13 protein-coding genes and 1 tRNA gene are annotated in these 12,084 nt (G+C 66.3%); 6 read left to right on the top strand and 8 right to left on the bottom strand.

Annotated elements, in window-relative coordinates; translation table 11 throughout:
* Window positions 1-352: 352 nt before the first annotated feature.
* Window positions 353-991, bottom strand: coding sequence for a glutathione S-transferase family protein (locus OF829_RS20275; protein ID WP_264942028.1), 639 nt, complete (start codon window positions 989-991; stop codon window positions 353-355).
* Window positions 992-1,089: 98 nt separating this feature from the next.
* Between OF829_RS20275 and OF829_RS20270 the strand changes: the two genes are divergently transcribed.
* From OF829_RS20270 to OF829_RS20250, 5 genes are all read left to right on the top strand, one after another.
* Window positions 1,090-2,823 carry an ABC transporter ATP-binding protein gene (locus OF829_RS20270; protein WP_264942027.1) on the top strand — a complete coding sequence of 578 codons (1,734 nt, stop codon included), beginning with the start codon at window positions 1,090-1,092 and terminating at the stop codon, window positions 2,821-2,823.
* Window positions 2,824-3,081: 258 nt separating this feature from the next.
* Window positions 3,082-3,615, top strand: a complete 534-nt coding sequence (locus OF829_RS20265; protein WP_264942026.1) for a phage tail protein — start codon at window positions 3,082-3,084, stop codon at window positions 3,613-3,615.
* Between the two features lie 36 nt (window positions 3,616-3,651).
* Complete coding sequence (locus OF829_RS20260; protein ID WP_264942024.1) at window positions 3,652-4,209, top strand: phage tail protein; 558 nt, start codon at window positions 3,652-3,654, stop codon at window positions 4,207-4,209.
* Between the two features lie 17 nt (window positions 4,210-4,226).
* Complete coding sequence (locus OF829_RS20255; RefSeq protein WP_264942023.1) at window positions 4,227-4,784, top strand: phage tail protein; 558 nt, start codon at window positions 4,227-4,229, stop codon at window positions 4,782-4,784.
* Window positions 4,785-4,881: 97 nt separating this feature from the next.
* Window positions 4,882-5,283, top strand: coding sequence for a GNAT family N-acetyltransferase (locus tag OF829_RS20250; protein WP_264942022.1), 402 nt, complete (start codon window positions 4,882-4,884; stop codon window positions 5,281-5,283).
* On the opposite strand, the gene OF829_RS20245 is transcribed toward OF829_RS20250, so the two are convergent.
* The 6 genes from OF829_RS20245 to OF829_RS20220 form a co-directional block, all read right to left on the bottom strand.
* Window positions 5,276-5,572: a DUF6916 family protein gene (locus OF829_RS20245; RefSeq protein WP_264942020.1), complete on the bottom strand. Its 297-nt coding sequence runs from the start codon at window positions 5,570-5,572 to the stop codon at window positions 5,276-5,278. The genes OF829_RS20250 and OF829_RS20245 overlap by 8 nt on opposite strands.
* 17 nt (window positions 5,573-5,589) lie before the next feature.
* A tRNA-Thr gene (locus OF829_RS20240) sits at window positions 5,590-5,665 on the bottom strand.
* 17 nt (window positions 5,666-5,682) lie between these two features.
* Entirely contained in the window at window positions 5,683-6,612 is a 930-nt protein-coding gene (locus OF829_RS20235) for a hypothetical protein (RefSeq protein WP_319951570.1), read from the bottom strand.
* Window positions 6,555-6,902 carry a hypothetical protein gene (locus tag OF829_RS20230; protein ID WP_264942019.1) on the bottom strand — a complete coding sequence of 116 codons (348 nt, stop codon included), beginning with the start codon at window positions 6,900-6,902 and terminating at the stop codon, window positions 6,555-6,557. Before OF829_RS20230 ends, OF829_RS20235 begins: the two co-directional genes overlap by 58 nt.
* Complete coding sequence (locus OF829_RS20225; RefSeq protein WP_264942018.1) at window positions 6,899-7,240, bottom strand: hypothetical protein; 342 nt, start codon at window positions 7,238-7,240, stop codon at window positions 6,899-6,901. The genes OF829_RS20230 and OF829_RS20225 overlap by 4 nt, the downstream gene beginning before the upstream one ends.
* Window positions 7,237-8,655 carry a serine hydrolase domain-containing protein gene (locus OF829_RS20220; protein WP_264942017.1) on the bottom strand — a complete coding sequence of 473 codons (1,419 nt, stop codon included), beginning with the start codon at window positions 8,653-8,655 and terminating at the stop codon, window positions 7,237-7,239. Before OF829_RS20220 ends, OF829_RS20225 begins: the two co-directional genes overlap by 4 nt.
* A 145-nt stretch (window positions 8,656-8,800) precedes the next feature.
* Here OF829_RS20220 and OF829_RS20215 point away from each other — a divergent pair, with 145 nt between their 5' ends.
* Complete coding sequence (locus OF829_RS20215) at window positions 8,801-10,735, top strand: hybrid sensor histidine kinase/response regulator (RefSeq protein WP_264942016.1); 1,935 nt, start codon at window positions 8,801-8,803, stop codon at window positions 10,733-10,735.
* On the opposite strand, the gene OF829_RS20210 is transcribed toward OF829_RS20215, so the two are convergent.
* Window positions 10,732-12,054 carry a replication-associated recombination protein A gene (locus OF829_RS20210; protein WP_264942015.1) on the bottom strand — a complete coding sequence of 441 codons (1,323 nt, stop codon included), beginning with the start codon at window positions 12,052-12,054 and terminating at the stop codon, window positions 10,732-10,734. The genes OF829_RS20215 and OF829_RS20210 overlap by 4 nt on opposite strands.
* Between the last annotated feature and the right edge of the window lie 30 nt (window positions 12,055-12,084).

Below are 12,084 nucleotides of genomic sequence, written 5' to 3'. Positions count from 1 at the left end.
CGCGCCGCATACTTCCTCGCCTTCATCCACCTCGCCGCAGCCATGATCTGGATGCGTTGAATGTCGATTCGTCCTAGTTGTGAGCGCCAGCGCGGAGCACCACGAAACAGTCAGGGCCGAGTGCAATCTGATGTTCGACCACGTGCTGACCCAATGGCTGGACCCGCTTGTGCAAGGGCTACTGCCCGAGCCGGTGCAAGAAGCATTCGTTCGATTGGATGCCGCAGAGCTACCCGGATGGTAGATCGACAAGATAGGCCAAGAGCTCATTTGGCCGATCACTGAGCGAAGGCGGGCCCTGCAAGCCAGATAGAGCGTCTAAGATTGGTCGCAAACCAAACTCGGCCTCCCCTCAATCCCCCGCCGCGAAATGCGCCATCTGGTCGGCATGCGCCTTGATGAAGGCCGGGCGTTCCGTCGCGCGGGTGACATAGGCCTTGCACGCCGGATACTCCGCCAGCCCATCGAAGCGGTCCACCAGGCGCAGCACGTCCGCCATCAGGATGTCGGCGATCGAGAAGTCGCCCACCAGCCATTCGCGGCCCGCGAGCAGCGCGTCCATCTGCGCGAGGCGCATGGGCACCCAGCCGTCGAAGCGCTCGCGCACGATATTGTCGCCGGGGATGTCCCAGAAGCGCATCAGGGCCCAGGGCTGGGTCGCCATCTCGATCGAGTTGAGCGCGGCGAAGACCCATTCGATCGTTTCGCTGCGGGCCTTGGGATCGGTGGGGAGGAGGTTCGTGCTGCGCTCGCCGATATGGAGCAGGATCGCGCCGCTTTCGAAGATCGTGCGATCGCCGTCGGTGAGCCAGGGGATTTGGCCGAAGGGCTGGTGGGCGAAATGATCGGGGCCGCGGTCCCTGAAGGGCGTGCTTTCGACGCGATAGGGCAGGCCGGCTTCCTCGAGCGCCCAGCGGACGCGCAGATCGCGGACGAAGCCGCGGGGAAGGTCGGGGACCCAGTCATAGGTGGTGACGATCATCTCGGCCATCGCGCAACTCCGTCCGGGGGAGCCGCGTCTTTGACAGCATCGCGGCGCGGCACGCAACGGCGCTAGGCAGTCCGCGTGCGCCGGGCTAAGCGGCTGGCATGGGGGCGATCCTTTCGCAGATGCGCGGGCTTGCGCGGTCGGGTTCCGATTTCGTCGGGGCCTTTTCGCGCTATGCCGGATGGCGCGGCGTGCGCGCCGGGCTGCTGCTGGCCGCCTCGTCGATCCTCGATGGCCTGGGGACCCTGCTGGTGCTGGTGCCGATCCTCGGCCTCGTCGTCGAGACCAGCCAGGGCAAGGGCGGGACCGGCTGGGTGTCGGGCACGCTGCGCCGGCTGGGGGCGGAGACGCCGCTCGCCCAGCTCGCCTGGCTGATCGGCGCGTTCGTGGTGATGAGCATGCTTCGTGCCTTCACCCTCTATGCGCGCGATACCGCGCTGGCGCGGCTGCAGACCGGGTTCATCGAGGATGAGCGCAACCGCGCGATGCGCGTGCTGGCCAGCGCGCCCTGGAGCCGTGTGGTGGGGCTGCGCCACGCGCGGGTGATCAACCTGATCACCAACGAGATCCAGCGGCTTTCCAGCGCCTCCTATTTCCTGGTGCAGGGCGTGGTGACGGTGGCGATGCTGGTCACCCAGACCGTGATCGCCTTCAGCCTCGCGCCGGCGCTGGCGGCGCTGGTGCTGGGGCTGTTGCTGCTCGGCGGGCTGGTGTTCGTGGCGACGCAAGGCGCGACCCGCGAGCTGGGCGGCGGGGTCGTCAAGGCGGCGCAGGCGATGATGGCGAACGCGCAGGGCTTCCTGTCGGGGCTCAAGACCGCGGCGGCGCAGAATGCCCAGCCGAGCTTCGTCGCCGAATTCGAGAGCATCCAGCACCAGATCCGGACGCACCAGCTGGTCTTCCAGCGGCGGCAGGCGCGGGGGCGGCTGGTGTTCGCGCTGATTTCGAGCGCGGTGGGAGCGGCGGTGGTGCTGGTCGGCTTCGGCTTCATGCGGGCGACGCCGACTACCCTGCTCGCGCTTATCTATGTCTTCGCGCGGATGACGGGGCCGGGGATGATCCTCTATCAATCGGGGCAGCAATTCGTCTTCGCGCTGCCCAGCTTCGAATCGGTGCGTGCGCTCCAGGCCGAATTGCGCGGGGATGGGGAGCGCGCCGAGACCCGGGCGGAGGCGCCGCCCGAGGGGCCGATCGAGTTGATCGCTGCGGGCTATATGCATCCCGGCGGGCGCGGCGTGCGCGACGCGAGCCTCACGATCGCGCCGGGCGAGTTCGTCGGGATCGCCGGGCCTTCGGGAGCGGGGAAGACGACATTGGTCGACCTGATCGTCGGGCTGCTCGAGCCCGAGACGGGCGAGGTCCGGATCGGTGGTGTGCCGCTGACGGGGGCAGTGCGCCAGGGATGGGGCCAGGCGATCGCCTATGTCTCGCAGGAAGGCTTTCTGTTCCACGACAGCATCCGCCGCAACCTGCGCTGGGCGAACCCGGAGGTGACCGAGGCCGAGATCGCGGCGGCGCTCGACTTTGCCGGGGCGAGCGAGATCGTCGCGCGGCTCGACGAGGGGCTCGATACGGTGGTGGGCGAGCGCGGGACGCTGTTCTCGGGCGGCGAGCGGCAGCGGATCTCCCTGGCGCGGGCGATGCTGCGCAAGCCGCGGCTGCTGGTGCTCGACGAGGCGGCTAACGCGATCGACGCGCCGGGCGAGGCCGCGTTGCTCGACCGGCTGAAGGCGCTCGAACCGCGTCCGACGATCCTGATGATCTCGCACCGCGAGGAGAGCCTGGGCTGGTGCGACCGGGTGATCCGCGTGGCCGATGGGGATGTGATCTGCTGACCGGACAGGGTTTCGTTACGAAACTGTCGCGATTTGTTGTCCGCCTGCCAGATTCCGCTTGACCGGACCGCCCTCTCCGCGCGAACAATGGGGCTGCTTCTTGTTCGAGCGGGTTGCTTACAGTTGTGTAGTCGGAATGACGCCGTTTTGGTGGCATTCCCATTACGTGTTCAAGTAATGGCAGTATTGTTACTTCGTATTCAAGCACTCGCGCTGCAACATGACTTGGCCACCATTGCTGATTGGAGAGGGAGGCTCATGACACAACCTTATATCGGTGAGATCCGCGTATTCCCGTGGGATTGGTCCGTCCGCGGTTGGGCGCTGGCGCAAGGCCAGGCGCTGTCGATCGCGCAGAACCAGGCCTTGTTCTCGCTGCTCGGCACGACCTATGGCGGCAATGGCGTCACGACCTTCTGCCTGCCGGACCTGCGCAGCTGCGTCGCGGTCGGCATCGGCCAGCTCGCGGGCGGCTCCAACTATGTCTGGGGCGAGCGCACCGGCGCCGAGACGGTGACGCTGAACGTCAACCAGCTGCCGCAGCATATCCACCTCTGGAAGGCGGTCACCACCGCCGGCAATTCGACCGTGCCGCTGAGCGCGTATCTGGCGACGGTGAACCAGACCAATGCCGGCAATATTCCGGGCTATGTCGCGCCCGCGGGCAACGGGGTCGTGCTGGGGACGACGATCGGAAACCAGGGCGGCGGCCAGCCGCATACCAACATCCAGCCCTATACGTGCTTGAACTACAGCATCGCACTTCAGGGAATCTTCCCGTCACGCAACTGACGCCATCGGCGGCCACTCCGTTCAGGGGGATAAGAAATGTCGAACCCTTTTCTTGGTGAAATCCGCATTTTTGCGGGAAACTTCAATCCGCGCGGCTGGGCGTACTGCGCCGGGCAGCTGCTGCCGATTTCGCAAAATGATGCGCTTTACGCGCTGCTCGGCACCACCTTCGGTGGCGACGGCCAGGTAACCTTCGGGCTGCCGGACTTGCGCGGCCGCGTGGTGATCGGGCAGGGCACCGGACCCGGGCTCAGCGGCTATGTGGTCGGCCAGATGGCGGGAACCGAGTCGGTGACGCTGCTCACCACCCAGATGCCGGCGCACAATCATACGATGCAGGCGTACAATATCGACGCGACCGCGGCGACGCCGGGACCGGGCCTGGCGCCCGCCAATCCGCTCGATGCGATTTCGGGACAGTCGAGCCTGTTCTATCTGAACACCGACGTGATCAATCCGCCGCCGAACCAGCCGGTGCTCGCCGCCGACACGATCCAGCCTGCGGGCGGCAACCAGCCGCACAACAATCAGGCGCCGTCGCTGGTCCTCAATTACATCATCGCCCTTGAGGGCGTGTTCCCCAGCCGGAACTGAGAAAGGGAGAGCGGGACATGACAGCACCTTTTGTCGGCGAAGTTAAGCCCTTCGCATTCAACTTCCCTCCGCGCGGCTATATGTTCGCGAGCGGCCAGCTTTTGCCGATCGCGCAATATACCGCGCTCTTCTCGATCCTGGGCACGACCTATGGCGGGAACGGCACGACCAACTTCGCGCTGCCCAACCTCAACGGCGCGATTCCGGTGGGCAACGGCAGCGGCCCGGGGCTCGGCCCGGTCGTGCTCGGCGAGACATTTGGCAGCGAGACGGTGCAATTGCTCAGCACCGAGATGCCGTCGCATAGCCACACGGTGACCACCAAGAACGATCCCAGCGGCACGACGCATATGACCGACGTGCCGACGGCCGGCTATTTCATCACCCGGTTCATGTACCACCAGAACACCGCCGCGAACGCTTGGTACAAGCCGGGCGCCGCACCGACGGCGACCACGCTGGCGCCCCAGGTGGTGACGCCGAACGGTGGCGGCCAACCGCACAACAATCTTCAGCCGCTGCTCGTGATCAACTGGTGCATTGCCGTCCAGGGGATCTTCCCGTCGCGGAACTGATTGCTTGGTCAAGTATCGGCTTCGAAAAGAGACGGCGGGTGACCTGGGGTTCATCCGCCGTCTTTTCGTGTCCACGCGCTGGCCCCTGTTTCAGGGGATGGCGGGCACGGACGAGCAGCGGCTGGCGCTGCTCGAGAACCAGTTCCAGCTGCAGGACTTCCACTTCCGGAAATTCTTCCCGGACACGGATCGCCGCATCGTGACCAGCGGCGGACAGGCGATCGGCCGCTTCTACCTGCTGCGCGGGCCCGACATCTGGACGGTGATCGACATCTCGCTGGCGCCGCCCTTCACCGGACAGGGCATCGGCGACGCCCTGTTCGACGAGATGACCGCGGAAGCGGATTCGGTGGGCCGCGCGATCATGCTCCATTGCTCGCTCACCAACCGCGCGCATAATTTCTATCTGCGCAAGGGCTTTGCCGATGTCCGGATCGAGGGCGGCGACTATGTGATGGAGCGTCAGCCGCAGGCGGTGCGCACGCTCTTCGTCAGTTGAACACCGCCTCGTAGCGGTAGGTGCCGTCATCGTTGCGGCCAAGGGGCGAGACCAAGATGGCGAGGCCGCCCATTTCCGGATGCTCGAAGACGATGAGCTGCGAATGGAACATCAGCTCGGTGCTCGATCCGTTGAACATCAGCGAGAAGGGCTCCCGGCCGCCCGCATAGGAGGGCTTGCCGGGTGTCACCTCGGTGAGGACGAACACCTCGTCCAGCTCGGCGGTATGGATGGTGAAGCCCGTGCCGATATGCGGCTCGAAGCTCTCTTTGGTCAGGCCTTCCATCATAAGCATCCCCCATATTCTGGTGCCGGTTGCAGGAATCGAACCCGCGACCTTCGGTTTACAAAACCGCTGCTCTACCAGCTGAGCTAAACCGGCATCTGGCGTTCCTTGCGTCAGGCGACGCCGAAGGTCCAGCCCTCGGTGGCGGCAACATCGCCGATCCCGTGCGGATGCCAGAGATCGGCGCGGCGGGCATTCCTGCGCAGCCAGGCGGCGGTGAGGACCGCGTCGGTGGCGTGATCGTCATAGCTGTCGAGCTTGGCGGGTTCGTCGACGCCGAGTTTGCGGAGCGCCCGGTCCAGCGCTCCGGAATCGCGCATTTTGGATCGGCCGCGTGGGATACCGGCGTCGCGGGCGGCCAGGGAAGTATAGATTTCGACGATCAGCGGGCCCGCGGGCGGGACCGGATCGAAGGGCCAGACGGGGATGCGGCGCGCGAGTTGATGAAGAACCCGCATCCCGGTGAGGCTCGATTTGCCGACCTGGTTGGCACCGATCAGCTTCATGCAGCTCGACGGGGCGAGTTCCATGGGTTGTTGGGCCTCCTCGCAGCGGCGCAGCCGGCCGTTCCTTGGCGAGAACAGATCGCCGGCCGGCCGGCCCTGGACGCGAAAATGGCGGGCCACTTCGGGGTGATCGAGGAAGATATTCGCGGCGTGATGGGGGTCGCCGCCGCTCAATTCGTCGATCAGTTTCCAGAGGCTGGGTGCGTCCGCCGGGGAGCCGGGCCATTCGGGGAAATAGCTTCCCTTGTCGACGAAGGGCAAAGCGGGGGAGAGATCGAGGCCGATCAGCGTCGGAGTATCCGCCTGGGCGAGCATCCAATCGCGGACGTCGGCGCGCGACCAGGCGCGGCTCGGCGGGGAGACCAGCGCAGGGGCGGTGTCGCCAGCTTCGCAGAGTGCGATGGCGATGCCGGGATGATGCTCGCCGCGTGCGCCCGACCAGTCGATCGCGGCGAAGCGGGTGAAGTGGGTGGGCGCGGTCAGGGCCGCTCTTCCAGCCCGGCGGCGATGCGCTGGGGCTTCTTCGCGAGATCCCACCAGCGGCGCTGGATGTAGAGCGCGATCCGATCCTGCGCGCCGGTGCCGAAGCGGGCGAGGATTGCGGGGTAGTTCCGATAATGGTCGGTCTGCCAGAAGGTGTCCGGATCGGTTTCGAGCAGCACCTCCTTTTCGGCATTGGTGACGTAGAGGCAGAAGCTGCCCGGTTCGCGGCCGGGCGCGAACAGGCCCTTGCCGTTGAGCTTGGGGCAGAGCGCGCCCCAGTGGCTCTCCATCACCACTTCGGGTAGCGAACAGGCATAGGCCACCGCCTCGGCCCAATCCCTCATGGCCGCGCGCCGTGGGCGAGGCGTTGTTCGCGCGACAGCCGGTCCCACCACGCGCGGCGAATATGGGTTTCGACCAAATCATTCGCCGGCGCATCGTAGCGCGCGAGAACTGCCGGATAGTTGAGGAAATGCCCGGTCACCCAAAAGCTTTCAGGGGCGATTTCGAGCAGGATCGCCTTTTCGGGCTTCGAGACATAGAGGCAGAAGCTGTCCAGCGCGCGACTGGGTGCGACGAAGGGCTTGCCGTTCACTTTGGGAACCATCGTTCCGTAATAGGATGCCATCACGACTTCGGGCAACGCGCAGGCGAAGGCGACGACGTCGTCCCAGTCCTTCATGGCACGGCCTTCAGCACCTCGGCGCTGAACCTGGCGATGTCGAACGGCGCGCCGCCGGCATCCTCGCCGCGGCGGACGATCACGAGCTTGCGCGAGGGGATCACCATGACGAACTGGCCGCGATTGCCCTGCGCGGCATAGCTGCCCTCGGGAAGCCCCTGCGCAGGCCCGAACAGCCACAGGGTCGCGCCATAGCCGGGGCCGGTGGCGGGCTGGGGGCCGCTGGGGGTGGTCATGTAGGTCATCCAGCCCTGGGGGAGGATGCGGTCGCCGTTCCACACGCCGTCATTGAGCCAGAAGATGCCGAGCCGGGCGAGGTCGCGCGCGGTCGACCAGACCTGGCTCGACAGGATGAAGTTGCCGCCAGAATCGCGCTCGGCGATGGTGCGGGTCATGCCGATTCGCTGGAACAGCTTGGCGCGCGGATAGGCCTCATAGCGGAAATTGTCGCGGATCGCGCGGCGGAGCGCCCGGACCGCGATCAGGATGTCGAGATTGGCGTAGCGAAAGCGCGTTCCCGGCATCGCATCGAGCCCGGCGATCGCGGCCTCGTCGTCGACGGTGGCGCCGCCGAAATAGAGCGCGTCGGTGCGGTTGCCGGGGGTGTCGCCGTGGAGGCCGCTCGCCATGCGGAGGAGGTTGTCGATGGTGATGGTGCCGCGCAGATCCGCGTCGGCGCGCACGACGCCGGCCTTGTTGACGTCGAGCAGCCCCTCGCGGCTGGCGATGCCGATCAGCGAGCCCGACATCGATTTGGCGACCGACCAGGTGCGCTGGCTGGTGTGCGGGCCGAAGCCCTCGGCATAGCTCTCGCCGATGATGAGGTTGTTCTGGACGATGACCACCCCGGTGGTGCGGCCCGAAAACCCGCCCGCGAATGCCTTCGCGATGACCGGCTGGAGCGCGGGCGGCGTGCGGACCACGATCCCCTTCTCGCCCGTCGGCCAGTCGCGCTGATCGAGATTGCCGGGGACGAGCGGGGGCACGTTGCCCGAGCGGACGATCACCGGAATCTGCTCGGGCGGCGTGAGCGGATAGATTGTGCAGCCGTCCCATGGCGTCCAGGTCGCGACGCGCGGGGGGAGGGTCTCGTCGAAGGGGACGGTGACGAGGCCGTCCCACAGCATCGGCACGGCGGGATTGTCCTCCCGGCGGGTGACTGTGGCGGTCAGGGTGGGGACGATCGCCTCATATTCGGGATAGATGCCGGTCAGCTCGAGCGCCTCGGCCTGCGCCTGGGTCCGCCCGCCGTTGAAGATCGCCCCGCACAAGGTGAGCGCCTTGTAGCCGGCGGCGATGCTGCGGGCCCAGGTCGTCGGGGCCTTGGGCGCGGGTTGCTGGGCTGCGGCAGGGCAGGAGAGCAGCGCGGCGGCGGCCAGGGCGAGGAACGCGCGAGTCGGACGGAGGCTGATCATCGCGCGGAGGAAAGCAGAGCGGGTCCTTCATGGGAAGCCTTGTCGGGAAACATGCCATTCCACGCTTCAGGACCTGCCATCAGGAGCCCGACGGAACACCTGCCCTTGGCTAATGTTTAGTTCTTGCAACGATTTGGCGGGGCACATGACAGAGTTCGAGGACCCCGTAACTATCGGCAGCCGATTCGAGCTGCTGGTTCAAAGCGTCACCGACTATGCGATCTACATGCTCGATACCGAGGGGCGCGTATCGAGCTGGAATCCCGGCGCCCGCCGCTTCAAGGGATATGAGCCTGAAGAGATTATCGGCGAGCATTTCTCCCGCTTCTACACCCCCGAGGAGCGCGCGCAGGAAATCCCGAGAATCGCGCTGGAGACCGCCAGACGCGAAGGCCGCTTCGAAGCCGAGGGCTGGCGCGTGCGCAAGGATGGCAGCCGGTTCTGGGCCAATGTGGTCATCGATCCGATCTGGGACCCGCCCGGCAATCTGGTGGGCTACGCCAAGATTACCCGCGATCTGACCGACCGCAGGGCGGCGGATGAAGAGCTTCGCCAGAGCGAGGAGCGCTTCCGCCTGCTCGTCCAGGGCGTCACCGACTATGCGATCTACCTGCTGGACGAGACCGGACATGTGAGTAGCTGGAACGCGGGGGCGGCGCGCTTCAAGGGCTATGTGGCCGACGAGATCATTGGCGAGCATTTCTCGCGCTTCTATTCCGAAGAGGACCGCATGGCGGGCGTCCCGGAGGCCGCGCTCGAAACCGCCCGGAGCGCAGGGCGGTTCGAAGCCGAAGGCTGGCGGGTTCGCAAGGACGGGTCGCGCTTCTGGGCGAGCGTGGTGATCGACCCGATCCGCAACGACGATGGCCGGCTGATCGGCTTTGCCAAGGTCACCCGCGATCTGACCGAGAAGCGCGCGATCGAGGAGCAGCTTCGTCAGTCACAGAAAATGGAAGCGGTCGGTCAGCTCACCGGAGGACTGGCGCACGACTTCAACAATCTCCTGACCGGCATCAGCGGCAGCCTCGAGATGATGCAGATGCGGTGGGCGCAGGGGCGTACCGCCGACTTCGACCGATACTTCATGGCGGCGCATGGCGCGGTCAAGCGCGCCGCCTCGCTGACGCACCGCCTGCTGGCCTTCTCGCGCCGCCAGACGCTCGACCCCAAGCCGACCAATGTCAATCGCCTGCTCGGCGGTATCGAGGATCTGGTTCGCCGCACCGTCGGTCCGAGCGTGGACGTGGAGGTTGTCGGCGCAAGCGGCCTTTGGCCGACGCTGGTCGATCCCAACCAGCTCGAAAACGCCGTTCTGAACCTCTGCATCAATGGCCGCGACGCGATGCCCGATGGCGGCAAGCTTACGATCGAGACCACCAACAAATGGCTCGACGAGCGCGCGGCGCGGCAGCAGGATCTGCCGGTTGGCCAATATGTCGCGGTTTGCGTGACCGACACGGGCACGGGCATGACCCCCGATGTCATCGCCAAGGCATTCGAACCCTTCTTCACGACCAAGCCGCTGGGCGAAGGCACCGGGCTCGGGCTTTCGATGATCTATGGGTTCGCGCGCCAGTCCGGAGGCCAGGTCAGGGTCTATTCGGAAGTTGGGCAGGGCACCACGATGTGCCTTTATTTGCCGCGGTACGACGGCGATGCGCCGGCCGACGAGGTGGACAGGTCCGCGGCGCGGTCGGGTCCGGTCGGAGACGGGGAGGTCGTGCTCGTCATCGACGACGAGCCTACGGTCCGGATGCTGGTGGCGGAGGTGCTCGGGGAATCGGGTTATGCCGTCATCGAGGCGGCGGACGGCCCGTCGGGCGTTCGGATCCTCGAATCGAACACGAGAATAGACCTGTTGATCACCGATGTCGGTTTGCCGGGCGGAATGAACGGCCGGCAGGTCGCCGACGCGGCGCGCGCGAGCCGGCCGAACCTCAAGGTGCTCTTCATCACCGGCTATGCCGAAAATGCGGTGATCGGCCGGGGTCGCCTCGAAAACGGGATGTTCGTGTTGACCAAGCCATTCCAGATGGAGGTGCTCGCCGGCCGGATTCGCGAGATTATCGAGCAGAACTAACGGGAGTCGCGCTTCCCTCGCCGCAACTCCTCCCAATAGGCCATGCGTTCGGCGATGCGCTTCTCCAGCCCCTTTTCGGTGGGGACGTAGAAGGTCTGGGGCTGCATCTCCTCGGGCCAGTAATTGTCGCCGGAGAAGCCCTCCGCCGTGTCCGGATCATAGGTGTAGCCCTTGCCGTAGCCGATCTCCTTCATCAGCCGGGTGGGGGCGTTGAGGATGTTTTGCGGGGGCATCAGCGAGCCGGTTTCGCGCGCCGATTTCCATGCCGCGCCCATCGCCTTGTAGCTGGCGACCGATTTGGGGGCGGTGGCGAGATAGAGACAGGCCTGGACGATCGCGAGCTCGCCCTCGGGGGAGCCGAGAAACTCGTAGGTATCCTTGGCGGCGATGCACTGGATCAGCGCCTGCGGGTCGGCGAGGCCGATATCCTCGATCGCCATGCGGGTGAGGCGGCGCAGCACATAGAGCGGCTCCTCGCCCGCGGTGAGCATCCGGGCGAGATAGTAGAGCGCCGCCTGGGGATCGCTGCCGCGCACCGATTTATGGAGCGCGGAGATGATGTTGTAATGCCCCTCGCGGTCCTTGTCATAGACCGCGACGCGGCGCTGGAGCAGCGCGGAGAGGCCGGCGGGGTCGAGCGGCGCGGGGAGGTTCACCGAGAAGAGCGTTTCGGCCTGGTTGAGCAGGAAACGGCCATCGCCATCGGCGCTGGCGATCAGGGCGTCGCGCGCCTCGGGGGTGAGGGGGAGGGGCGCGTCCTCGATCTCCTCGACGCGGGTGAGGAGCTGCCCGAGCGCGGCGGCGTCGAGGCGATGGAGGATCAGGACCTGGGCGCGGCTGAGGAGCGCGGCGTTGAGTTCGAACGACGGGTTTTCGGTGGTGGCGCCGACCAGGGTGACGGTGCCGTCCTCGACAAAGGGGAGGAAGCCGTCCTGCTGCGAGCGGTTGAAGCGGTGGATCTCGTCCACGAAGAGCAGGGTCTTGCGGCCGATCCGGGCATGTTCGCGGGCCTCGGCGAAGACCTTTTTGAGGTCCGCCACGCCCGAAAACACCGCGCTGATCGCGACGAAGCGCAGGCCGACCGCATCGGCGAGGAGGCGGGCGATGGTGGTCTTGCCGGTGCCGGGCGGGCCCCAGAGGATGATCGACGAGAGCCGGCCCGCGGCGACCATCCGCCCGATCGCGCCCTCGGGGCCGGTGAGATGCTCCTGGCCCACGACCTGATCGAGCGCGCGGGGGCGCAGGCGATCGGCGAGGGGGCCGCCGATTGGTTCCTCGCTTTGAGGCGGGCTTTCGTGGGTTGCGAACAGGTCGGCCATTGGGGGTCAAGATAGGGGCTGGACCGAAAG

Origin of the sequence: Sphingomonas caeni (genome assembly GCF_026013415.1) — a bacterium.
Classification (GTDB): domain Bacteria; phylum Pseudomonadota; class Alphaproteobacteria; order Sphingomonadales; family Sphingomonadaceae; genus Sphingomonas; species Sphingomonas caeni.
This window is presented reverse-complemented; position numbering and strand designations above follow the sequence as displayed.

Bases quoted from the DNA above. Each gene is read 5' to 3' on its own strand.
- OF829_RS20275 (WP_264942028.1), bottom strand. From the start codon at position 991: ATGGCCGAGATGATCGTCACCACCTATGACTGGGTCCCCGACCTTCCC.
- OF829_RS20270 (WP_264942027.1), top strand. From the start codon at position 1,090: ATGGGGGCGATCCTTTCGCAGATGCGCGGGCTTGCGCGGTCGGGTTCC.
- OF829_RS20265 (WP_264942026.1), top strand. From the start codon at position 3,082: ATGACACAACCTTATATCGGTGAGATCCGCGTATTCCCGTGGGATTGG.
- OF829_RS20260 (WP_264942024.1), top strand. From the start codon at position 3,652: ATGTCGAACCCTTTTCTTGGTGAAATCCGCATTTTTGCGGGAAACTTC.
- OF829_RS20255 (WP_264942023.1), top strand. From the start codon at position 4,227: ATGACAGCACCTTTTGTCGGCGAAGTTAAGCCCTTCGCATTCAACTTC.
- OF829_RS20250 (WP_264942022.1), top strand. From the start codon at position 4,882: ATGGCGGGCACGGACGAGCAGCGGCTGGCGCTGCTCGAGAACCAGTTC.
- OF829_RS20245 (WP_264942020.1), bottom strand. From the start codon at position 5,572: ATGATGGAAGGCCTGACCAAAGAGAGCTTCGAGCCGCATATCGGCACG.
- OF829_RS20230 (WP_264942019.1), bottom strand. From the start codon at position 6,902: ATGAGGGATTGGGCCGAGGCGGTGGCCTATGCCTGTTCGCTACCCGAA.
- OF829_RS20225 (WP_264942018.1), bottom strand. From the start codon at position 7,240: ATGAAGGACTGGGACGACGTCGTCGCCTTCGCCTGCGCGTTGCCCGAA.
- OF829_RS20220 (WP_264942017.1), bottom strand. From the start codon at position 8,655: ATGATCAGCCTCCGTCCGACTCGCGCGTTCCTCGCCCTGGCCGCCGCC.
- OF829_RS20215 (WP_264942016.1), top strand. From the start codon at position 8,801: ATGACAGAGTTCGAGGACCCCGTAACTATCGGCAGCCGATTCGAGCTG.
- OF829_RS20210 (WP_264942015.1), bottom strand. From the start codon at position 12,054: ATGGCCGACCTGTTCGCAACCCACGAAAGCCCGCCTCAAAGCGAGGAA.